This is a genomic window from Nocardia sp. NPDC050717, from assembly GCF_040654275.1.
Taxonomy (GTDB): domain Bacteria; phylum Actinomycetota; class Actinomycetes; order Mycobacteriales; family Mycobacteriaceae; genus Nocardia.
Genome location: NZ_JBFAHR010000011.1, coordinates 97099 through 118499 on the forward strand (window position 1 = coordinate 97099; position 21401 = coordinate 118499).

The window sequence follows — 21401 nt, forward strand, 5'->3', positions numbered from 1 at the left end:
TCCACGGGGAGTGTCAGCCTACGAGAGGACAGGAGACCCGGGCGTCAGGAGTTGCCTGCGATGATCACCTGCGGGATGCCGGTGCCGAGGGAAACCGGCTGGCAGACCGGCGCGGGAGCGTGCTCGGGGTCGAGGACACGCAGCAGCAGTTGCTGCACGAACGGGTCGTAGACCAGGTGGAAATGCCCGGTCAGGTCGTCGGCGCACAGATCCTGCAGGACCAGGTTCTCCGCGCCCGCGCCGTGCAGGGCGATGTTGTCGAAGGGCTGGATCATCTCGTCGACCCGGCTGCCCACCGTCACGTACCGGACGCCGGGCACGGTGTCGCCACCGGCGTTGAGCTCGACCATCAGCGGCTCGCCCTGCGCCTGCTGTACCGCCGCCGTCGAGGTGACCTTGGCGTAGACGTCCATCATCCCCGGAATCGCCTGCCCCACCGGTACCAGCCCGTACATCACCCCGCCGTAGCTCGGCGAGGCCAGGCCGACCCACGTGCCGACCTTCGGCGCGCCACCGAGCTTGTTCACGTAGTACCGGCTGACGTTGGCGCCCTGCGAGAAGCCGACGAGGTCGACCTTCGCCGCGCCGGTGGCCGCGAGCACGTCGTCGACGAACGCGGCGAGCTGGGCGAAGCTGATCCGCATGTCCTCGGTGCCGTAGGTGTCGGCCCCCGGCGCGCCGCCGTAGTTCAGCGCGAACACGCACATGCCCGCGTCGACGAGCTGCGGACCGATCCCCGCCCAGTCGGAGTAGGCGCTGGAGTCGGTACCGTGCACGAGCACCACCGGACGCGGATGTGCCGCGGTGGGCCGACAGCCGAAGTCGTTGACCCCCAGGGGAACAGCGGCGGGATGGGTGTCGATGTACCGCGCGGCGGAGAGGTGGTCGCTCTGCCGCGGCCCGGCTTCGGTCGGCACCACGGCGGGCCGGTACCCGGCGGGCGCGGCGGCGACCGGTGCCGCGGCGTGCACCCCGAACGCCGCGACGACCGCCACCGCGAGCGCGCCCGCGCGTCGCTTTTGTGCCATTCCCCAACCCCACAACCGATTCCGCTGTTCCATATCCCAAACAAGTACCCCACCGGAGCGGGTTTCGCATCCTCGAAACCGGGTATTCTTTGCCCCCATTTTTTGGGGTGGACGCGACACGGCCCCGACACGCCGCGACCTTGGGCATTCCGGTCCCCGCCGACCGCGCCCGAACTATCCTGGAACTGGACAATCGTTCAACAAAACTTCGCCGGAGGGTCGTCGTGACGGGACCGGACGTTTGTGATGTCGTGGTGGTCGGCGCCGGGCTCGCCGGACTCGCCGCCGCCAGGAAACTCCACGATCGCGGCCACCGCGTCCTCGTGCTCGAAGCTCGCGACCGCGTCGGCGGGCGCACACTGAACGAGCCGATCGACGACGAGCACGTCGTCGAGGTCGGCGGCCAGTGGATCGGGCCGACCCAGCACCGCGTCCTCGACCTCGTCGCCGAACTCGGGCTCGACCTGCACGCCACCCATCAGCACGGCGACACCCTCGTCGAGTTTCGCGGCCGGTCCAAGCGCTACCGCGGCCGCGTTCCCGCGTTACCGCCGCACGTGCTCGCCGACGTCGCCCAGGCTCAGCTGCGCCTGGACCGGATGGCCCGCAAGGTCCCCCTCGCGGCGCCGTGGACCGCGCCCAGGGCCGCCGAGCGGGACAGCCAGACCCTCGACACCTGGCTGCGCAGGCACGTGCGCACCCGGGGCGGCCGCGAGGTGTGCGCGCTGGTGTGCCAGGCGGTCTTCGCCGCCGAACCCGCCGACCTCTCCCTGCTGCATTTCCTGTTCTACCTGCACTCCGGCGGCGGCATCGATCAACTCACCTCCACCACCGGCGGCGCGCAGCACTGGCGCGTGGTCGGCGGCACCCAGCGCATCGCCCAGGAGATGGCACGGCGACTCGACGGGACCATCGAGCTGTCGAATCCGGTTCGGCGGATCGAGACCACCGACCTCGACGTCAGCGTCGTCGCCGACCGGCGCACCGTGCGTGCCAGGGCGGTGATCGTGGCCATCCCACCCACCCTGACCGCGCGCATCAGTTACGACCCGCCCCTGCCCGGACACCGGGATCAGATGGCGCAGCGGTTCGTTCAGGGTTCGGTCATCAAGTGCATGGCCGTCTACCCCGAGCCGTTCTGGCGGCGCGACGGCCTCAACGGCCAGGCCACCAGCGACGTCGGCCCGGTGAAGCTCTGTTACGACAACTCCCCGCCCGACGCAGGCAAGGGCGTCCTGCTCGGTTTCCTCGAGGCGAACCACGCGCGCAGGCTCGGACAGCTCCCCCTGGCCGAACGCCGCGCCGAGGTACTCGGTTGTTTCGCCCGCCATTTCGGCCCGGCGGCCGCGGCTCCCCTGCGCTACCTGGAGAAGGACTGGAGCCAGGAGGAGTGGACCAGGGGGTGCTACGGCGGCTACCTGCCGCCCGGCGGCTGGACCGCCTACCGCGATGCCGTCCGTGCGCCGATCGGCCGGATCCACTGGGCCGGAGCCGAATCGGCGACGGTCTGGAACGGCTACATGGACGGCGCGCTCACCTCGGGCGAGCGCGCCGCCACCGAGGTACTCGCCGTCCTCGACGCGGGCAGTCCGCGGCTCATTCCCGGGTGAGGACCTCCCAGATCCATTCCGCCACCACGGGCGGCGGCGTCTGCGGCAACTCCGCCAGCCAATAGGCGATGACGGCGAGCATCGCGCCCGCCAGCGCGGCGGCGTCGACCTCGACCGGGATCACCGCGGCCACCGGCGCGTGCTCCCCGAGCAGCCGGATGCCGTCGACCAGAATCGTCGCGATGCTACGGGCCAGCCGCGCGTGCACCGCCGCCGACCCGTGCGCGCCGAGCACATTGCGGTACAGCTGCGCGTGATCGGCGATGTGGCGCACGTACTCGATGAGGAACTGCGGTGGCTGATCCGGTAGTCCGTCGCCGAGTCCCTCCGCGCGCAGCGTGACGCCCGCGTCGAGGGCGTGCCGTTCGATGGCGTCGGCGAGCAGCGTCTCCTTGTCGGTGTAGTGGTCGTAGAAGGTACTGCGGCTCACGCCTGCGCGCTGGGTGATGTCGGAGATCGCGATCCCGTCGACCGGCCCGGCCCGGCCCAGCTCGAGGATGGCGTCCTGAAGCAGACCGCGACTGCGGAGCACCCGCGGGTCGTCGGAGGTCGGCTTGCGCTGGTCCGGCTGCACTCGAATCACTTCTCCACCTTCACATCTGTCGCCCCTTGTGTCGTGCGACACGTTGACGGCCGCCGGTCCACCGGACCTATCCTACACATGTAGGTAATCAGCCATCTGTAGGTTAAATACCCTGGAGGGGTAACCATGGCTCGCGCTCTCTATCGCCTCGGCGATCTCTGTTTCCGAAATCCGTGGTGGGTGGTCGCGGCCTGGTCGCTCCTCGCCACGATCGTCGCCCTGGTCGGAATCACCTTGGGCGCCAAGGTTTCCGACAAATTCGACATCCCCGGCACCGAATCCGATCGGGCCCAGCGCGTCCTGATCGAGAGCTTCGGCAAGGGCGCGCCGACCACCCCCGGCGAGGGCGCGGCCCGCCTCGTCGTCCGGGCACCCGAGGGCAAGCCGCTGCCGCTGACCCAGCTCGACGCCGAACTGTCGACCCTGTCGGGCACCCCCGGCATCGACGGCATCACCCCGGCCGCGCTCGCCGTCGCCGAGCGCGGCGACGTCACCTTCGTCGACATCACCTTCGCCGACCCGGTGAACCCGACCGCGAAGACCGCCGTCGACACGGTGCGCACCCGCCTGGAGGCCCAGGGCCTGCGCCCGATGCTCACCGGTGGCCCGTACTACTCGGAGGCCTCGTTCGTCGGTCCGGCCGAGGCGGTCGGGGTGGCGATCGCGATGGGCGTGCTCCTCGTGACCTTCGGGTCACTGCTGGCCGCGGGCCTGCCGATCCTGCTCGCGCTGGTCGGTGTCGGCATCGGCACCGGCGGCGTGGTCGCGGTCTCGACGCTGTTCGACGCGTCCTCGGCGACGCTGGCGTTGTCGCTGATGCTCGGCCTCGCCGTCGGCATCGACTACACGCTGTTCATCGTGTCGCGGCACCGTCAGCAGCTCGCCGAGGGCCTGCCCGTCCGCGAATCGGCGGCCCGGGCGACCGGGACGGCGGGCAGCGCGGTCGTCTTCGCGGGTGCCACGGTGCTGATCGCCCTGTGTGGGCTCGCGATCGCGCGGATCCCGTTCCTCACCGGCATGGGTCTGGCCGCCGCCGGCAGCGTCGGCGTGGTGGTGCTGCTGGCGATCACGCTGCTGCCCGCGCTGCTCGGCTTCGCCGGGGCGCGGCTGATCCCGGCCGGCCGCGGGCTGACCGCGATCGAGGGCGCCAAACGTCCCAACCGCTGGGGTCAGACCGTCACCGCCCATCCGATCGCCACGCTGCTGGCCGGCGTCGCGGTGCTGGCGGTGCTCGCGCTGCCGGTGCTCGAGCTGCGCCTCGGGTTGCCCAACGCCGGGCACGAAGCGACCGACACCGTGCCGCGCAAGTCCTACGACGTTCTCGCGCAGGCGTACACGCCCGGATTGAACGGCCCCCTGGTCGCGGTGGTCGAGGGCGAGGCCGGCCGGATCCAGGCCCAGACCCAGGCCGCGGTGGAGCGGATCAGCGCGCTGCCCGGGATCGCGATGGTGTTCCCACCGGAGGTGAACGAGGCGGGTGACACCGCCCAGTTCGTCGTGATCCCCACGACCGCACCGAGTTCCGAGGACACCGCCACCCTGGTCCGCGCCATTCGCGACACCGGTCCCGGCCTGCGGGCCGACCAGGCGGCCACCCTCCACCTCACCGGCGAGACCGTCATCGCGATCGATGTGGCGCGCAAGCTCTCCGGCGCGCTCGTCCCGTTCCTGATCGTCGTGGTCGGCCTGGCGCTGGCACTGCTGACGCTGGCCTTCCGGTCGCTGCTGGTTCCGCTCACGGCGGCACTGGGGTTCCTGCTCTCCCTGGCGGCCGCGCTCGGCGCGACCACCGCGGTCTACCAGTGGGGCTGGCTCGGCTCGGTCCTGAACGTGCATCGGCCCGCGCCGATCCTGGCGTTCCTGCCGATCCTGCTGATCGGCGTGCTGTTCGGGCTGGCGATGGACTACCAGGTGTTCCTGGTCTCCCGGATGCGCGAAGCCCATGTGCACGGGCGTGGTTCGGCGCTGGACGCGGTGCGCGCGGGCTACGCGAGCAGCGTCCGGGTGGTCGCGGCGGCGGCGGTGATCATGATCGCGGTCTTCGCCGGATTCCTGTTCAGCCACAACACGATGATCGGGCCGATCGGCTTCGCGATGGGGATCGGCGTGCTGTTCGACGCGCTGATCGTGCGCATGACGCTCATCCCGGCCGTCATGGCACTGCTCGGGCGGCACGCCTGGTGGCTGCCCGGCCCGCTCGAGCGCCTGCTCCCCCACGTCGACATCGAAGGCGAGTCGCTGCCGGAGCCGGCGGCACCGAAACCAACAGTGAGTGAACCCGTAACGGCCTGACGGCTTTTCGGGCACGTCGACGTCGTCCGGTGCGCAGGCACCCGGGCGCCGTCGACGTGCGCTTTCGCTGATCCGACACGCCCGGAACACAGCAACGCCGACCGCGTCGGGAAATCACCCAACCGATCCCGACTGTTCACCTCCACGTTCCCTATCGTCGAAATCCCTTGCGTTACTTTGGATTTCGCGGGGGTCACAACGGCGTAACGCATCCGCATCTCGGATCAAGCAGCTTCTACCGGGTACGTCGCCCGATCTCGGTCGCGGCGACCTCTCGGAGTGGAGGGAACATGAGCACCAACCGTGAATCCACCTTCCTGATCACCGGCGCCTCCGGCGTCATCGGCGGGGCGCTCGTCGAGCTCCTCGCCGGCCATCGGATCTACGCGCTCGGACACAGCAAGACCGGTGCGGCACGGGCGGGCGTCACCTGGCTCAGCGGTGACATCCGGCAGCCCGATCTCGGCCTCGGCGAGGACTACGCGCGCATCGCCGACGAGGTCGACCGGGTCATCCACGTCGCGGCCATGGTCGATTTCAACCGCGACGAGGAGACCATCCGGTCGATCAATGTGAACGGCACCCGGAACGTGCTGCGGTTCTGCGAGGTCGCGGGCGCCGGCATCGTGCACACCAGTTCGTCGTTCGTGGCCAGGGCCGAGTCGGCGAAGGTCGTCACCGGCACCGGCTGCGCCGGGGGACGCGACGACTACCTGCGTTCCAAGATCGACGGCGAAGCCGCCGTGCGGACCTCGGGCATCGACTACGTGATCGCCCGGCCGTCGCTGCTGATGGGCGATTCGGCCACCGGCAAGATCGTGCGCCACCAGGGGCTGCACACCTTTCTCGGCGCCTACGTCAAGGGCGCGCTGCCGTTCGTGCCGTTCAGCGACACCGCCCAGGTCGACTTCCTCGCCCAGGACATGGTCGCCGCGGCGCTGGCCCGGCTGGCCACCGCCGAGCTCGACGGCTCGGAGTACTGGCTGACCGCGGGCGACAACGCCGTCGCCACCGGCGAGATCGTCGCGCTGTGCGGTGAGCTCTACGGCGCGGCGGGCATCGCGCTGACGACCCCGCGCTACTTCCAGATCGAAGCCGTCCAGCGGCTGATCCTGCCCGCCCTCGGCGATGTGCTCGATGCCAAGGCGCGCAACAAGTTCGACAACCTGCTGGCCATGGCCTCGCTGTTCACCGACGCCCCGTTCGAGTCCAGCCTCGGCAGCGGCCCGTTCGTCGGCATCGAACCGACCGCCGAGACCGCGCGCGACCTGCTCACCCGCACCGTGCGCGCGTACTGGCTACCCGAGACGGTGGCGGCATGATGGAGCGCGCGGAGATCGTCGAACTGACCCGCGCCCACCTGGGCCGAGGCCGGGCGGCGCTGGCCGAATTCGTCCACGCCCCTGTCGAAGTCGCCTCACACGGCGCGATCGTGGAGACGGCCGACGGCCGCTCGTTCATCGACTGCGGCGGCTACGCGGTGTTCCTGCTCGGGCACTGCCCGGAACCGGTGGTGCGGGCCGTGGTCGAGCAGGTGCGCACGCATCCGCTGGCCACGCGACTGCTGCTCGAGCCCAAGGTCGCCGAGGCGGCGCGGGCGCTGGCCTCGATCGCCCCGGAGGGCCTCGACGCCGTGCAGTTCCTCAACTCCGGCGCCGAGGCCACCGAGCTCGGGCTGAAAATCGCTCGGGCCCACGGCAAGACACGGCTGATCACCATGCTCGGCGGGTATCACGGCAAGACCACCGGGGCGCTGGCGGTCACCCCGAAGGCCGAGTACCAGCAGCGGTTCCAGCCGCTGCTGCCCGCCACGGCGGTGCCGTTCGGCGACCTGGCGGCGCTCGAGGCCGAGCTCATCGCGGCCGACGGCGACGCGGCGGTGATCCTGGAGCCGATCCAGGGCGAGGGCGGGGTCGTCCTGCCGCCGGCCGGCTACCTGGCCGGTGTCCAGCGACTGTGCCGCACCCACGAGGCGATGCTGATCGTGGACGAGATCCAGACCGGACTCGGCCGCACCGGCACGATGTGGGCGCATCAGCCCGAGATCGATCGCCCCGACGTGCTGCTGGTGGGCAAGGCGCTCTCCGGTGGCGTGGTGCCGGTGTCGGCGGTGCTGGCCACCGCCGAGGCGTTCCGCCCGTTCGCCGACGACCCGACGCTGCACTCCTCGACCTTCGGCGGCTCGCCGCTGGCTTCGGCCGCGGTCGTGGCGACCGTGCGCGCGCTGGTGGACGGCGATGTCGCCGCGCGGGCGGCGGAGCTGGGCGAGCGGATGCTGGCCGAGGTCACCGAGATGTGCTCCCGGCACGTCGGCAGGACGGTGCGCGAGGTGCGGGGGCGCGGGCTGTTGATCGCCATCGAGTTCCTGCGCCCCGACCTCGCCGGGGAGCTGGTCACCGACCTGCTCGCGCGCGGCGTGATCGTCAACCACTCGCTCGGCGCCGGTTCGGTGGTGCGGCTGAGCCCGCCCGCCGTGCTCACCGAGGACCAGGAGCACACGGTCCTGTCCGCGCTCGATCTGTCGCTGTCCGCCCTGCTGTCCCACGTCTGATCACAGGAGATTGATTGCCATGCCCACTGTTTCGCTGAGCCGTCGCATCGAGAACATCGACGCCGACATCGTCTTCACCCAGCTCAAGGATCTCGACAGCTACCCCGAGATCGCCGACGGCGTGCAGAAGGTCGAGGTCCGCTGGGACGCCGACGGCGCCGCCGCGACCAGCGACTGGGAGGTCAAGTTCCGGGACGGCGCGCTGCGCTGGACCGAGCGCGACTTCTTCGACGCCGAGGCGCGCACCTACTCGTTCACCCAGGTCGCCGGGGACCTGGTCGCCTTCGAGGGCCGCTGGCAGGTGCAGGCCGACGGCGCGGACACGGTGGTGAGCTTCGCCGCCGAGTTCGACCTCGGGATGCCGAGCCTGGCCGCCATGCTCGACCCGATCGCCGGGCGCGCGCTGCACGACAACATCGAGGAACTGATGACCGCGATCAGCTCCTCGGTCAGCGTGTCCTGATCCCTGGTCCACCCGGCCCGCGCGCCCTGCCGCAGCACAGTGTGGCGCTCGGCAGGGCGCGTTCGGCCCGGCCATCGCGGGCTCACGCCTCGTCGGCGGCGTCGTTCCCCGGCGCGATGTCGTCCTCGGCGAGGATGCGATACAGCGCCCGCCGGGTCTCGGTGAGCACCTCGGCCGCCTTGGCCGCCTGCTCGGGGGTGCCGACCTGGGCGACCTGCCCGACCGCGCCCATCACCTGGCCGACCAGACCGCGCAGGTCCAGCGCCTGGGCGCCGATATCGTCCTTGACCTCGGCCCACGGGTCGCCGAGCTCCTCGCGATGGGTCTCGACATAGGCCTTGCCCTCGTCGGTGAGCTGCGCGGTCTTGCGACCGGCCACCTTCTCGATGAGCACCAGACCCTCGTCCTCGAGCTGCGCCAGCGCCGGGTAGATCGATCCCGGGCTGGGACGCCAGATGTCGTCGCTGCGTTCGCGGATCCGCTGGATCAGCTCGTAGCCGTGCATGGGCCGCTCGCCGAGCAGCAGCAGGACCGCGGCGCGCACGTCACCGCGCCTGCCCCGCCCGCCGCGACCGCGGCCACGACCGAAGCCAGGGCCGAAACCCGGCCCGAAACCGGGACCGAAGCCCGGCCCGAAGTCGGGACCGTGCCCGTGTCGCCCACCCCGGCGGAACTGCCGCCGATCGGGACCGAATTCCACCGGACCCGGCCCACGACCGCGACCGAACTTTCCGAATTCTCGATGTTCTGCGTTGTGCATGACAGCCTCCTCAGGCTCTCTCGTTGTTCGTAACACTATCGACGATATATCGACAATGCATCGAGCGCAAGGAGTAGGGCCGGAGGAGTTCAGCGACGGGAGAGTTCGTCGATCCAGCGTTCGAGTCGCGCACCCTCGGTCACCATCAGCTCCGGATCACGGAAGGTGTTGGCGAGCAAGGAGATTCCCTGATAGGCGGCGACGAAGGCGATGGCGAGTTCGTCGGCGTCGGACCTGCCCATGGCGGCGAACTGGGTGCGCGCCCAGTCGATGAGCAGGCTCATCACCCGCGCCGGGGCACCGCCGAACGCGTCGTCGCGCTTGTCCAGCTCGGCGGCGAGCGAACCCGTCGGGCAGCCGTAGCGCGCGGCCTGTTCCCGCTCCTCCACCCAGCCCCTGACCATGGCCTTCAATCGCTCAGCCGGGTCCGGCAGCGGCTCGAGCGCCGCGATGATCCCGGCGAACACCCCCGCATGCGTCTCCAGCACCGCCTGGACGAACTGGTCCTTGGTCTTGAAGTAGTAGTAGACGTTGCCGACCGGCACGTCGGCCGCGTGGGCGATGTCGGCGATGGTCGTCTTCTCGACGCCGCGTTCGTAGAAGACGCGCGCCGCCGCCTCGACCAGGCGTTCCCGCTTCCCCGCCCTCGGCTTCTTCTGCGCCACTGAGTCAGTCATGCAACTAACTATAGACAAGCTCGCGGATCGCCTGCTACGTTCTTGTTAGTCAGTCAACTAACTCAAGGAGTTCTCATGATCGTCGTCACCGGAGCCACCGGAAACATCGGCCGCCGGCTGGTCGGTCTGCTCGCGGAGGCGGGGGCTCAGGTCCGCGCCGTTTCCCGGGGCAGCGCCCCGATCGAGCTGCCCGCGGGTGTGGAGCATGTCACCGCCGATCTGGGCGATCTCGACAGCCTCTCCCCCGCCCTGCACGATGCGGAGGCCCTGTTCCTGCTCATCACCGGTGAACAGCTGATGACCGGACCCGAGCCGGCCCAGCTGCTGAAGACCGCGGCCGCCGCCGGGGTTCGCCGCGTGGTGTTCGTGTCCTCACAGGGGGCGGTGACCAGGCCGGATTCGGCCGGATACGCGCGCACCCGGGCCTTCGAACAGGCGCTGGCCGAGTCGGACCTGGTGTGGACCGCGCTGCGGCCCGGCGGGTTCTTCTCCAACACGTTCGCCTGGATCGAATCCGTGCGCACGCAGCGCCTCGTGGCCGCGCCGTTCAGCGAGGTGGGGCTGCCCGCCGTGGATCCGGGCGACATCGCCGCGGTCGCCGCGGCGGCCCTGACCTCCGATGACCACGCCGGTCAGGCGTACACGCTGACCGGGCCCGCCCTGGTCACCCCGCGCGAGCAGGCGGCGGCGATCGCCGCGGCCGTCGAGGCACCGGTCACCTTCGTCGAACTCACGCGCGACCAGGCCAAACAGAACATGCTGCGGTTCATGCCGGAACCGGTCGCCGACCACACCCTCCACATCCTCGGCTCACCCACCGCCGAGGAGCAGCAGGTCAGCGGTGACATCGAACGCGTGCTCGGCCGGCCCGCGACCTCGTACGCCGAGTGGGCACTGCGTCATCGCACGCTGTTCGCCTGAGCCAGGGGCACCTCGGATCCGCACCATGTCGGTCGGACCCGGCGATGCCGGATCCGTTCGGCACGCATGGCCGTCCCGCGCGGGAGGGGCTCAGGTGGACAGTCGACCGGGGCAGTGTGACCGGGCGGGGCGAACCGGAACCGGACGGTCTGGGCCGGGCGAACCGGGCGGCCTCGCGAGCGCGAGAGTGGCTAGCCGGCTCGCTCGGGTCGCACCCGATTGTTGGGACAGGTCAGGCGCTGGTGCGGCCCCGGGCGTACGGTCTCAGGTCGCGCGGTGGTCCCCCTGCGAGACGCGGTCGCGCAGGATGGGGAGGCCGGGGCCGGTGAGGTCGTCGCAGTAGGCGACGCGTCCGGCCATCGCCATGACCAGCGCGATGGTCGGGCCGCTGACCAGGGGGCCGGTGCCCGCCGCGAAGGGGCCGTCGGTGGCTTCGACGCGCAGGCCCTCGATCGCGCTGCGGCCGGCGACGGTGAAGTCGCGGCGCGCGAAGAACTCCGCCACCGCGGTGGCGGCGTCGATCGAGGGCGCGGTGGTCAGGCCGAGGGGGCGGCGGATGTCCTGGGCGTGGACGACGACCTCGCCGAGCCAGGCCGCGGTGTGTCCGGACGCCCCCGTCGACGTGTCGACGACGGCCCGGAAGCGCGCCAGGGTCTCGGCGGGTGTCGCCCCGCGGTGGGCGGCCACCTGCCGGGCATTGTGCAGGTCGAAGTCGAAGCGGGCGCGCAGCACGCTGGCCAGCCAGCGGAACCGGCCGATGCTCGCGCCCGCGGTGAGGTGCGCGACCACCTCCTCGACCGTCCACTCCCCGCACAGCGATCGAGCCGCCCACTGCTCGGCGGACAGCCCGGCCAGGTCCGCGGCCAGTGCTGCCCGCTCGGTATGGGCCAGGGCCCAGAGTCGTTCACGCTGCGCGGTTTCGGTCACGGCTGCCTCCACTCGGATGGAACACGCGAGGGATCGGGCCCACCGGAGGGTGCGCGGCACCCACGATCAGCTCACCCGCGCGAAGGGTGTCGAAAGTCCAGACGGGCGAACCCGGAGGAATTCATCGGAGCGGCTCGCCGGCCGCGCGGCGGGCGGATTCAGCTCTGCAATGCCGCGGCCTGGTCGCCCAGCTCCGCCAGGTCGACCTGGCGGCGGGCGTTGGCGAGCGCGGTGATCACGCAGGTGCCGAGCCGGCCCGCCCGGTCGTAGAGCGTGGCGGTGCTGACCGCGACACCCGCCGACGCGACATGGTCGAGCGCCTGGAGGCCCAGTTCCGCGCCCTCGGGCAGGCGCGACAGGGTCAGGGTGACATCGGTGTTGATGTAGCCGACACCCTCGGAGCCCCAGTGGCAGACCAGGTTGGTGACATCACCGATCGCGGCCGCCCGCTGGAACGGCGAGAACGGTTCGCCGGCCACCAGCGGCGGCAGGTTGTGCCAGGCGACCTTGCGTTCGGCGTTCTGGACGGCCGCGAAATCGGTGGTCCAGTCCTCGTCACCGCACTTGAGCAGGGGCGGGGTGCCGTCGGGGTCGTCGAGCACGCGGTCGGGGACGGGCAGGACGCGCTGGGGTTCCCAGACCTCGCCGGGCGGGTTGTCGGTGGCGGCCAGGTACAGCACCGTCGCCCTGGCCCGCACCTGACCGTGCTGCATGATCCAGGAGTCGACCACCCGCACCCGATTGCCCGCCCGCACCACCTCGCTACGCAGCGTGATCGGCTCGTTCAGCACCGGACGGAACAGGTCGACGGTGAACCGGGCCGGAACGAATCCCGCTCCCGGACTGTGCTTCTCGGCCTCCTTCGCCAGCAGGCCGCACACCCCCACCCCGTTCAGCTGCTTCGACGACCACCGGCTGATCGCCAGCTCACTCGCCACATACGAACCGTCGCGCACCGTGAAGAACTCCACCGCTCGCCTCTCTACTCACGAACGTCGATTAGAACACGTAACAATCAGCTCGCTGACGGGCCGTCCACGCCATCGGCCGCACGCCGAACCGCAACGTCGCGGGCAAGGCGTACCGTCGGATCACACTGTGCGTCAGCCGATGTCGACCGGATCGATCTGGACGCGCAGGGGTGCGTCGGAGCGGTGGGAACTGCGCACGGCGCGGGCGGCGGTGAGAGCGCGGGCCAGCGGCGCTCCCGCGGAGCGACCGACCCGCAGGAGCATGCGTTCGACCTCGGCGGGTTCCTCGGCACCGGAGAACGGTTTGCGGGCCGTCGGGGGCAGCGGGACCGGGCCGAGAACTTCCACGTGATCGGGAAGCTGTGCGACATCGAGCAATTCGGCGATGGCGGCGGGCGTGCCGTCGATGGCGGCCAGCCGGACAGCAGGCGGAAAACCGACCTCGGCGCGGGCTTCGAGTTCGGCGGCGGCGTGGTGGACCGGGTCCCAGCGCACCAGCGCCTGGACCGTCGGCAGCGACGGCTCGGCCATCACGATCACCTGGCCGCGCGGCCGGACCAGCGCCGCCGCGCCCATCCAGCGGCGCAGGGTGTCCTCGGTGGCGCGCAGATCGGCGCGGCCGAGCAGAGCCCAGCCGTCGAGCAGCAGCGCCACCCCGTACCCGCCACGCACGAGGGGTTCGGCGCCGACGGTGGCGACCACCACCTGCGCGCCCGGTTCGACCACGTCGAGCACCTCCCCGCCGCCGGAGCCACGGATCGGGACGCCGGGGAAGGCGCGGCCGAGTTCCTCCGCGGTGCGGGCCGCGCCGATGACGGTCGCCCGCAGCGCGCGGGCACCACACGCCTGACAGCGATAGGCGGCCTCGGTGATGCCGCACCACTTGCACTGCGGGCTCGCGGCCTCCCCGGTGTTCGACTGCGGCAGCGCCAGCGGCCCGTGGCAGTGTCTGCAGCGCGCCGGGGTGCGGCACTTCGCGCACGCCAGCGACGGGACGTACCCGCGCCGTGGCACCTGCACGAGCACCGCCGCGTTCTCGCGCAGCGCCGCGCGCGCGGCCGCGAACGCCACACCGGGCATCCGCACCGAGCGGGCCAGGGCATCGCGCTCCAACGCGAAGTCGGTGTCGCCGGGGGCGCTGATCCGCGGCATCACCTCGCGCAGGACCTGCCGCTCGGCGAGAAGATCACGCGCCCAGCCGGATTCGACCACTGCCTGGATCTCGGCCGTGCGCGCGAAACCGGCCGCGACGAAGGCGGCGCCGGTCTCGTGGGCGCGCAGCATGGCGACCTCGCGGGCATGCGGATACGGCGCCCTCGGCTCGGCATAGGTGTCGTCGCCGTCGTCCCAGAGGGCGATCAGCCCGAGATCGCGCACCGGCGCGAACACCGCGGCCCTGGTGCCGACCACGATCCGCGCCTGCCCACGCAACACCGACAGCCACCGCCGGTACCGCGCGGCGGGCCCCAGCCCTGCCGACAGTCCGACCGCCGAATCCCCCACCAGCCGAACACATTCCGTCAGCAGCCGATCCAGGTCGCGCTGGTCCGGCACCATGAGCACCACCCCGCGCCCACCCGCCACCACGGTCGCCGCGAGCTCGGCCAACCGCGCCGCCCAGTCCTCCCCCGGCAGCGCCTGCCACGCCGCGCGCGGTCCGCGCCCCGCCCGCAACGCCGCGACGAATGCCCCGCCGTGCGCATACCGCCCCCAGGCCGACGCATCGACCTCGACCGCGGGGCCTGGCGCGGTATCACCTTCCGTGGTCTCGCCGACCTCCGCGTCACCCCGCGCCGGGCCGGGAGCTGCCGTGCTCTCACCGGCCGCCTCGACTGCCACCGGCGCCGACGTGGCCGAGCCGGAGACGGCCGTCCCCGGCCCTTCCGGCACAGCGGGCTCCGACGTCGACTCGTCCGTCCCGGCGGGCGGAGCCACTTCCGAGGATTCGTCCGCGACGACGTCGAAAGCCGTTCCGTCCGTACCCGTTTCGTCAGAGGAGTCACGTTCGGCCGGCACCGCCACGGCGGACTTCGTCGACCCGGAACGGGATCGCCGGGGCGTGGCCGGGCCGTTCTCGGTGCGGGCGTGGCGCGGCGGGATGGCCAGGCGGAGGACGTCGGCGCGGGTGCCCGCGTAGCGGGCGGCCACCGTGGTCGCCAGGCGCAGGATCTCGGGGGTCAGGACCCGCTCGGCGGAGACGACCCGTTCCAGCGTCATCATCTTGCCGGTGTGGTCGGTGCGCGGGAGCCGTTCGAGCAGGTAGCCGTCGACGAGGCGGCCCGCGAACCGGACACGGACCCGCACACCCGGCTGCGCGATCTCGTCCAGCTCGGGCGGGACGAGATAGTCGAAATCGCGGTCGAGGTGCGCAGGCGACAGCAGCGGGAGCACCCGAGCGATCGGGTGTCCCGCTGCTGTCTGTGTCTCGTCCGCTGCCACGCGGGCCGTGGGAACTACAGGCCGACGGCCGCGCGCAGCTTGTCCGCGCGGTCCGTGTGCTCCCAGGGCAGGTCGACGTCGGTGCGGCCGAAGTGGCCGTAGGCCGCGGTCGGCGCGTAGATCGGGCGCAGCAGGTCCAGGTCGCGGATGATCGCGCCCGGACGCAGGTCGAAGACCTCGGAGATGGCGGTGGAGATGCGGGTCGGGTCAACCTTCTCCGTGCCAAACGTCTCGACGAACAGGCCGACCGGAGCCGCCTTGCCGATCGCGTACGCGACCTGCACCTCGACCCGCTCCGCCAGACCGGCGGCCACGACGTTCTTGGCGACCCAGCGCATGGCGTAGGCGGCCGAGCGGTCCACCTTCGACGGGTCCTTGCCGGAGAAGGCGCCGCCGCCGTGGCGGGCCATGCCGCCGTAGGTGTCGACGATGATCTTGCGGCCGGTCAGGCCCGCGTCGCCCATCGGGCCGCCGAGCACGAACTTGCCGGTGGGGTTCACCAGCAGGCGGATGTCGGAGGTGTCCAGCGAGGGCAGCTCCAGGTCACCGATGACGGCGTCGACGACCTTCGCGCGGATGTCGGGCGCGAGCAGGTTGTCCAGGTCGATGTCGGCCGCGTGCTGGGTGGAGATGACGACCGTGTCCAGGCGGACCGGCTTGTCACCGTCGTATTCGATGGTGACCTGGGTCTTGCCGTCGGGCCGCAGGTACGGCAGCACGCCGGACTTGCGCACCTCGGTGAGCTTGCGCGAGAGCCGGTGCGCGAGCGCGATCGGCAGCGGCATCAGCTCCGGGGTATCGGTGGTCGCGTACCCGAACATCAGGCCCTGGTCACCGGCGCCCTGACGCTCGATCGCGTCGTCGGAGCCGCCGACGCGAGCCTCGTGCGAGGTGTCGACGCCCTGCGCGATATCGGGCGACTGGGCACCGATCGCGATGTTGACACCGCAGGAGTTGCCGTCGAATCCCTTTGCGGAGGAGTCGTATCCGATCTCGAGCACCTTTTCCCGCACGATCCGCGGGATGTCGGCGTAGGCCGACGTGGTGACCTCGCCCGCCACATGGACCTGACCCGTGGTCACCAGGGTTTCCACCGCGACCCGGCTGCTCGGATCCTCCGCGAGCAAGGCGTCGAGGATGGAATCGCTGATCGCGTCACAGATCTTGTCCGGATGACCTTCGGTTACGGACTCACTGGTGAATAGCCGACTACCTGTCGTACGCACAGTTATTCCCTCTCCCTCAACGGGTTACTCGTGTCGGCTTGTGACGGTAGCTCTCGGGGGCCACCGCACAACCCTTCTATCCAGACTATTCCAAACCACCGACGAGGTGGCGGAGTGCACACAGACTGACCCGGACTGTTCACCGAACCGGCGAACCCGCCCACCGATCTCATCCGTTCGCACTAGACTGCGCGGCAAATCGTTGCCGCACAACAATTCTCGTGCGAACCCGTCAGCGCAACAGCGGCACGAGCGCGTCGAGCACCCGGCTGGCCAGCAGCGCCTTCGACCCGTGGTCGAGGGCCTGTTCGGTGCCGTCGGCCCCGAGCAACCAGCCGTCGTTGGTGTCGACCTCGAAGGCCTTGCCCTCCCCGACCGCGTTGACCACGAGCAGGTCGCAGCCCTTGCGGGCCAGCTTGGCGCGGGCGTGGGTGAGCACGTCACCGTTCTCGTCCCCGGTCTCGGCGGCGAAGCCGACGATCGCGGTACCGGCGAGCCTGCCGTCGGTGCGGGCGTCGACCAGGCCGGCGAGGATGTCCTCGTTCTTGGTCAACGGGATCACGTCGGGCTCGTCCACGCCCTTCTTGATCTTCGCCGCCGCGACGTGAGTGGGCCGGAAGTCGGCCACCGCTGCCGCCATGATCACCGCGTCGGCGCCGAGCGCGTGCTTGTCGACCGCGGTCTTGAGCTGGTCGGCGGTGGTGATGTGGACGAGTTCGACAGCCGCGGGGGGCGCGAGTTCGATGGTGTTGCCCGCGATGAGGGTCACCTGGGCGCCACGCTGGGCGGCGACCCTGGCCAGGGCGTAGCCCTGCTTGCCGGAGCTGCGATTGCCGAGGAAACGGACCGGGTCAAGGGGCTCCCTGGTACCGCCGGCGGTGATCACCAGGCGGCGACCGGTCAGGTCGCGGGGCAGCGCGTCGGCGCGCTCGAGCAGCAGCGAGGCCAGTCCGAAGATCTCCTCCGGCTCGGGCAGGCGGCCCGGACCGGTGTCGGTGCCGGTGAGCCGGCCCGACGCGGGCTCCATGACATTGGCGCCGTGCGCGCGCAGCGTCGCGACATTGGCCACCGTCGCCGGATGCTCCCACATCTCGGTGTGCATCGCGGGCGCGAACAGCACCGGACATCGGGCCGTCAGCAAGGTGGCGGTGAGCAGATCGTCGGCGCGCCCCTGCGCGGCGCGCGCCATCAGATCCGCGGTGGCGGGGGCGATGACCACGAGATCGGCCTCCTGGCCGATCCGGACATGCGGCACCTCGGGCACGTCGGCGAACACGCCGGTGTTGACCGGCTGTCCCGACAGCGCCTCGAAGGTCGCCTTACCGACGAACTGCAGAGCCGACTCGGTGGGAATCACCCGCACCTGGTGGCCGGTCTCGGTGAACCGGCGAACGAGGGCACACGCCTTGTAGGCGGCGATGCCCCCGCCGACCCCGACGACGATCCGCATGGTCTCTACGCCTCCGGAAAAGAGATTGTCACTCGCCCTCGGTGTGTTCGAGCAGGTCGGAGTGGATTTCACGCATGGCGACCGACAGCGGCTTCTCCTGCAGGCCGGGCTCGACGAGCGGGCCGACGTACTCCAGGATGCCGTCGCCGAGCTGGTTGTAGTAGTCGTTGATCTGACGCGCGCGCTTGGCCGCGTAGATCACCAGGGCGTACTTGGACGACGTGCGCTCGAGCAGCTCGTCGATCGGCGGGTTGGTCAGGCCGATCGGGGTGTCGTACGCGGGCGCGGCTGCGATGTCCGTACTCACTAGGGGAGGCTCCTGCGGGGTTAGTGGGTCAAGAACTCGAATTTGTGCTAACGAACAACGATACCAACTGCTCGCAGGCGGTCGTCACCTCGCTGTTCACGATGACCGTGTCGAACTCGTCACAGGCCGCCAATTCGACCCGGGCGGTCTCGAGTCGGCGCTCGATCACCTCGGGTGTCTCGGTGCCGCGCGAACGCAGGCGCGAGACCAGTTCCTCCCAGCTGGGCGGGGCGAGGAACACCAGCAGTGCCTCCGGCATCGCCTTCCGCACCGAGCGCGCGCCGGCCAGGTCGACCTCGAGCAACACGTGGTGTCCGGCCGCCAGCGCTTCCCGCACCGGGGCCGCGGGGGTGCCAGAGCGCTGCAGCCCCCCATGGATGTCCGCCCATTCGAGCAGTTCGTCCGCCGCGATCATGGCGTCGAAGTCGGCTCGGGAAACGAAACGGTAGTCACGGCCGTCGACTTCCCCGGGCCGGGGGGCCCGGGTCGTCGCGGACACGCTGAAAACCAGTTCGGGCAGGCGTTCCCGCACGCACCGCACGACCGTGGACTTACCCACGGCCGAGGGGCCGACCAGTACAACCAGCCGACCCTTCCGCGTGTGTTCGACCACCTGAATCAGGCGTCGAAGTCGAAGCGAGCCAGCAGCGCCTTGCGCTGACGGTCGCCCAGGCCACGGAGCCGCCGGGTGGGGGCGATCTCCAGCTCGGTCATGATCTCGGCAGCCTTGACCTTGCCCACCTTCGGCAGAGCCTCGAGCAGCGCCGACACCTTCATCTTGCCGAGAATCTCGTCGGACTCGGCGTCGGTGAGGACCTGCTTCAGGTTGGTGCCACCACGCTTCAGGCGCTCCTTGAGCTCTGCCCGAGCGCGGCGAGCGGCAGCCGCCTTCTCCAGAGCAGCGGCGCGCTGCTCGTCAGTCAGCTGGGGAAGGGCCACGGGTTCCTCCGTCTCATCGTTCATTGCTAGATCTACCGCCGGTTACCCGGACGGTCTGTGCGACCGTACCCACGGTGCGCGCCGATTGCGAACCCGACCCCCAGGTCAGGGCACGAATACGGATGCCGTATGGGGCGCGCGGGCCCGATGCGGTGACCACCGATTCCTCCGCACCGATCGTACCGCCGAATCCTAAAAATGCATCCCCACCTGCGGTTTTACCGATATGGGCGATGTTAGCCACCGGGTAGCGCGACCGGCCGTGGCCGACCCCGCAAACCGGGCGCGTCGCGACCAGGGGGTTTCCCGAATTTCCCCGCGTGTCGCGCGAATTCGTACCGCGTGTCGTCAAGATCGGGAACGGAACCGGTCCAGAACCGCGCCGGTGGCGGTCGCGGTGACCTCGTCGATCCAGTCCGGAATCGGGGCCGCGCGGGCGATGTAGTCGCGCACGAGGCCGTACGGAATGGCCTTCACGGCGACCTCGGCGACGGCGGTCGCGTGGTCGTCCGCGGTGCCGAATTCGGTCACCACCGCCGTCAGCAGCGCGGCGTTCATGGCGTCGTTCACGGTGGCGATCGCAGTCCGCAGCTCCTCTGGCCCCACCTCGAGCAGCTCCTCGCGGTGGAACATCTTCATCGCCCTGGCCTCGGTCGGATGCTCGCGGCAGTAGCGCGGCAGATAGGTCGCCGCGGCCAGCAGCGGCGACGGGCCTGCCAGCGCGTCGAGCAAGCCGACGTGGAACCGCTGGATCGAGCGCAACCACAGCCGTGCGAGGAGTTCGTCACGTGAGGCGAAGCGCACATAGATCGACCCCGTGTGCACGCCCGCGGCCTTGCCGACGGCGGTGATCGCCGGGCGGGTGATCGCCGGATCGGCGAGGAGGTCGCGTGCCGCGTCGAGCACCTGATCGTCGGTGAAGAGACGGGGTCTTGCCACCGGCTCAGCCTAGTGGCACAGTTTATGAATATGAATTCAAGAACTAGATTCCCGCTGGCCGGGTCCGCGGTGGTGTTCATCGCCGGGGTCCACACCGCCCTGGGTGTCGCGGATTGGCTGCGCGGCGACCAGGCCTCCGAGCTGTCGTTCTGGTTCACCCTGTTCGGGGTGATCGGGGTGGGGCTCGGGCTCGCCATGATCGAACTGGAACGGGCGCGTGGCTTCGTGCCGGTTCCGGTGCTGGCCGCCCTGGCCGTCACGACCGGTGCCGGATTGGCCTACATGCCGGTGTCGGGGTTCCTCACCCTCTTGGTGCCCCTCGGCGTCGGAGCACTGGGCTGGTGGCGGGCACGGGCGGGCGTGCCGGAGCCCACCGGCGCCTGACCGGGACACCCGCGCGGTGGAGCCGTCGAGGCCCACGCACGGCCGGGTCCGGGCACGACGACGGAGCCGCCGGTGTGCGTCGCACCGGCGGCTCCGTCGGATCGGGTTGTCAGGCCTGGAGGAAGGCGAACTCCTCCTGCAGGCGCGCGGTCTTGTCGCACAGGGCCGTCACCGACGGGCCCGCGCCGAGGACCTCGCGCGAGACATTGGGCACCACGGCCGCCAGATTCGCCGCGGGGACCAGGGCGCGGATGGAGTCCGCTCCCCCGCCCTGCGCGCCGACACCGGGCATCAGGATGGGCCCGTTGAGGTTCGACAGATCGGGCGCCTCGGTGAGCGTCGCGCCGACGACGACGCCGACGGAACCGAAGCCGTGCCCGGCGTTGCGGGCCGCGGCCTCGTCGACCATCGTCTGCGCGATCGTGCGCCCGTCCGCGGCGGTGATCCGCTGCAGTTGCGCCCCTTCGGGATTCGAGGTCGCCGCGAGGACGAACACGCCGCGATGATTGGCCTGCGCCAGGCTCAGCGCCGGGTCGAGTGACCCGAAACCGAGGTAGGGCGAGACCGTCACGGCGTCCGAGCCGAGCGGCCCGTCGCCGAGCCAGGCGTTGGCGTAGGCGTCCATGGTGGAACCGATGTCGCCGCGCTTGGCGTCGGCCAGCACCAGGGTGCCCGAGGCACGCAGCACTTCGATCGTGCGTTCGAGCACCGCGAGGCCGCCGGAGCCGTAGGTCTCGAAGAACGCGACCTGCGGTTTGACCAGGGCGACCCGGCCGTCGAAGGCCTCGACGCAGATCTCGGCGAACGCCTCGAGCCCGTCGACGTCCTCGGTGAGCCCCCACGCCCGGAGCAGCCCGGGGTGGGGGTCGATGCCGACGCAGAGCGGCCCGAACTGCCGCATGGCGTGCCGCAACCGATGACCGAAGCTGTGCAT

The 21401-nt window shown here is 70.8% G+C and carries 21 protein-coding genes; 7 read left to right on the plus strand and 14 right to left on the minus strand.

Going from position 1 to position 21401, the window contains the following annotated elements:
- Window positions 1–44: 44 nt before the first annotated feature.
- A complete protein-coding gene (locus AB0H56_RS22010; RefSeq protein WP_357166245.1) occupies window positions 45–1028 on the minus strand; it encodes an alpha/beta fold hydrolase in 984 nt (327 codons plus the stop codon).
- 224 nt (window positions 1029–1252) lie between these two features.
- Here AB0H56_RS22010 and AB0H56_RS22015 point away from each other — a divergent pair, with 224 nt between their 5' ends.
- The gene (locus tag AB0H56_RS22015; protein WP_357166248.1) at window positions 1253–2638 is read left to right on the plus strand and encodes a flavin monoamine oxidase family protein; all 1386 of its coding nucleotides are present in this window, start codon (window positions 1253–1255) and stop codon (window positions 2636–2638) included.
- Here AB0H56_RS22015 and AB0H56_RS22020 read toward each other — a convergent pair.
- Window positions 2625–3221, minus strand: coding sequence for a TetR/AcrR family transcriptional regulator (locus tag AB0H56_RS22020; protein ID WP_357166251.1), 597 nt, complete (start codon window positions 3219–3221; stop codon window positions 2625–2627). The genes AB0H56_RS22015 and AB0H56_RS22020 overlap by 14 nt on opposite strands.
- A 126-nt stretch (window positions 3222–3347) precedes the next feature.
- Between AB0H56_RS22020 and AB0H56_RS22025 the strand changes: the two genes are divergently transcribed.
- The 4 genes from AB0H56_RS22025 (at window position 3348) to AB0H56_RS22040 (ending at window position 8527) form a co-directional block, all read left to right on the plus strand.
- Window positions 3348–5513 (plus strand): MMPL family transporter, encoded by a 2166-nt coding sequence (locus AB0H56_RS22025; protein WP_357166254.1) that lies wholly within the window; start codon window positions 3348–3350, stop codon window positions 5511–5513.
- A 290-nt stretch (window positions 5514–5803) separates the two neighbouring features.
- Entirely contained in the window at window positions 5804–6835 is a 1032-nt protein-coding gene (locus tag AB0H56_RS22030; protein WP_357166257.1) for an SDR family oxidoreductase, read from the plus strand.
- Window positions 6832–8064, plus strand: coding sequence for an aminotransferase class III-fold pyridoxal phosphate-dependent enzyme (locus tag AB0H56_RS22035; protein WP_357166260.1), 1233 nt, complete (start codon window positions 6832–6834; stop codon window positions 8062–8064). The genes AB0H56_RS22030 and AB0H56_RS22035 overlap by 4 nt, the downstream gene beginning before the upstream one ends.
- Before the next feature lie 19 nt (window positions 8065–8083).
- Window positions 8084–8527 carry an SRPBCC family protein gene (locus AB0H56_RS22040; protein ID WP_110035532.1) on the plus strand — a complete coding sequence of 148 codons (444 nt, stop codon included), beginning with the start codon at window positions 8084–8086 and terminating at the stop codon, window positions 8525–8527.
- Between the two features lie 82 nt (window positions 8528–8609).
- Here AB0H56_RS22040 and AB0H56_RS22045 read toward each other — a convergent pair whose 3' ends face one another.
- Complete coding sequence (locus AB0H56_RS22045; protein WP_357166263.1) at window positions 8610–9287, minus strand: PadR family transcriptional regulator; 678 nt, start codon at window positions 9285–9287, stop codon at window positions 8610–8612.
- Between the two features lie 89 nt (window positions 9288–9376).
- Window positions 9377–9964 carry a TetR/AcrR family transcriptional regulator gene (locus tag AB0H56_RS22050; RefSeq protein ID WP_357166266.1) on the minus strand — a complete coding sequence of 196 codons (588 nt, stop codon included), beginning with the start codon at window positions 9962–9964 and terminating at the stop codon, window positions 9377–9379.
- A gap of 75 nt (window positions 9965–10039) precedes the next feature.
- On the opposite strand from AB0H56_RS22050, the gene AB0H56_RS22055 reads away from it, so the two are divergent.
- On the plus strand, window positions 10040–10885 hold the full coding sequence (locus AB0H56_RS22055; protein WP_357166269.1) for an NAD(P)H-binding protein: 846 nt from the start codon (window positions 10040–10042) through the stop codon (window positions 10883–10885).
- Between the two features lie 264 nt (window positions 10886–11149).
- On the opposite strand, the gene AB0H56_RS22060 is transcribed toward AB0H56_RS22055, so the two are convergent.
- From AB0H56_RS22060 to AB0H56_RS22100, 9 genes are all read right to left on the minus strand, one after another.
- Complete coding sequence (locus AB0H56_RS22060; protein ID WP_357166272.1) at window positions 11150–11812, minus strand: maleylpyruvate isomerase family mycothiol-dependent enzyme; 663 nt, start codon at window positions 11810–11812, stop codon at window positions 11150–11152.
- 158 nt (window positions 11813–11970) lie between these two features.
- Entirely contained in the window at window positions 11971–12783 is an 813-nt protein-coding gene (locus tag AB0H56_RS22065; RefSeq protein WP_357166275.1) for an acyl-CoA thioesterase domain-containing protein, read from the minus strand.
- A 132-nt stretch (window positions 12784–12915) separates the two neighbouring features.
- Window positions 12916–15222 (minus strand): primosomal protein N', encoded by a 2307-nt coding sequence (locus AB0H56_RS22070; protein ID WP_357166278.1) that lies wholly within the window; start codon window positions 15220–15222, stop codon window positions 12916–12918.
- A 14-nt stretch (window positions 15223–15236) separates the two neighbouring features.
- Window positions 15237–16448, minus strand: coding sequence for a methionine adenosyltransferase (gene metK, locus AB0H56_RS22075; protein WP_357166280.1), 1212 nt, complete (start codon window positions 16446–16448; stop codon window positions 15237–15239).
- Between the two features lie 232 nt (window positions 16449–16680).
- A complete protein-coding gene (gene coaBC / locus AB0H56_RS22080) occupies window positions 16681–17898 on the minus strand; it encodes a bifunctional phosphopantothenoylcysteine decarboxylase/phosphopantothenate--cysteine ligase CoaBC (protein ID WP_232999586.1) in 1218 nt (405 codons plus the stop codon).
- 28 nt (window positions 17899–17926) lie between these two features.
- Entirely contained in the window at window positions 17927–18205 is a 279-nt protein-coding gene (gene rpoZ / locus AB0H56_RS22085; RefSeq protein ID WP_110035543.1) for a DNA-directed RNA polymerase subunit omega, read from the minus strand.
- Window positions 18206–18233: 28 nt separating this feature from the next.
- The gene (gene gmk / locus AB0H56_RS22090; RefSeq protein WP_357166285.1) at window positions 18234–18818 is read right to left on the minus strand and encodes a guanylate kinase; all 585 of its coding nucleotides are present in this window, start codon (window positions 18816–18818) and stop codon (window positions 18234–18236) included.
- 5 nt (window positions 18819–18823) lie between these two features.
- Window positions 18824–19144, minus strand: a complete 321-nt coding sequence (mihF, locus tag AB0H56_RS22095) for an integration host factor, actinobacterial type (RefSeq protein WP_043653536.1) — start codon at window positions 19142–19144, stop codon at window positions 18824–18826.
- A 348-nt stretch (window positions 19145–19492) separates the two neighbouring features.
- Entirely contained in the window at window positions 19493–20083 is a 591-nt protein-coding gene (locus tag AB0H56_RS22100) for a TetR/AcrR family transcriptional regulator (RefSeq protein WP_357166288.1), read from the minus strand.
- 30 nt (window positions 20084–20113) lie between these two features.
- Here AB0H56_RS22100 and AB0H56_RS22105 point away from each other — a divergent pair, with 30 nt between their 5' ends.
- Entirely contained in the window at window positions 20114–20467 is a 354-nt protein-coding gene (locus AB0H56_RS22105; RefSeq protein WP_357166291.1) for a DUF6463 family protein, read from the plus strand.
- 109 nt (window positions 20468–20576) lie between these two features.
- Here the strand turns inward: AB0H56_RS22105 and pyrF are convergent, their stop codons facing one another.
- Entirely contained in the window at window positions 20577–21401 is an 825-nt protein-coding gene (gene pyrF / locus AB0H56_RS22110) for an orotidine-5'-phosphate decarboxylase (protein WP_357166612.1), read from the minus strand.

What these genes read in the sequence shown, in the direction of transcription:
- AB0H56_RS22035 (WP_357166260.1), top strand. Translation starts at nt 6,832, where the DNA reads ATGATGGAGCGCGCGGAGATCGTCGAACTGACCCGCGCCCACCTGGGC.
- AB0H56_RS22045 (WP_357166263.1), bottom strand. Translation starts at nt 9,287, where the DNA reads ATGCACAACGCAGAACATCGAGAATTCGGAAAGTTCGGTCGCGGTCGT.
- pyrF (WP_357166612.1), bottom strand. Translation starts at nt 21,401, where the DNA reads ATGCACAGCTTCGGTCATCGGTTGCGGCACGCCATGCGGCAGTTCGGG.
- AB0H56_RS22055 (WP_357166269.1), top strand. Translation starts at nt 10,040, where the DNA reads ATGATCGTCGTCACCGGAGCCACCGGAAACATCGGCCGCCGGCTGGTC.
- AB0H56_RS22030 (WP_357166257.1), top strand. Translation starts at nt 5,804, where the DNA reads ATGAGCACCAACCGTGAATCCACCTTCCTGATCACCGGCGCCTCCGGC.
- AB0H56_RS22040 (WP_110035532.1), top strand. Translation starts at nt 8,084, where the DNA reads ATGCCCACTGTTTCGCTGAGCCGTCGCATCGAGAACATCGACGCCGAC.
- AB0H56_RS22105 (WP_357166291.1), top strand. Translation starts at nt 20,114, where the DNA reads ATGAATTCAAGAACTAGATTCCCGCTGGCCGGGTCCGCGGTGGTGTTC.
- coaBC (WP_232999586.1), bottom strand. Translation starts at nt 17,898, where the DNA reads ATGCGGATCGTCGTCGGGGTCGGCGGGGGCATCGCCGCCTACAAGGCG.
- AB0H56_RS22025 (WP_357166254.1), top strand. Translation starts at nt 3,348, where the DNA reads ATGGCTCGCGCTCTCTATCGCCTCGGCGATCTCTGTTTCCGAAATCCG.
- AB0H56_RS22050 (WP_357166266.1), bottom strand. Translation starts at nt 9,964, where the DNA reads ATGACTGACTCAGTGGCGCAGAAGAAGCCGAGGGCGGGGAAGCGGGAA.
- AB0H56_RS22010 (WP_357166245.1), bottom strand. Translation starts at nt 1,028, where the DNA reads ATGGCACAAAAGCGACGCGCGGGCGCGCTCGCGGTGGCGGTCGTCGCG.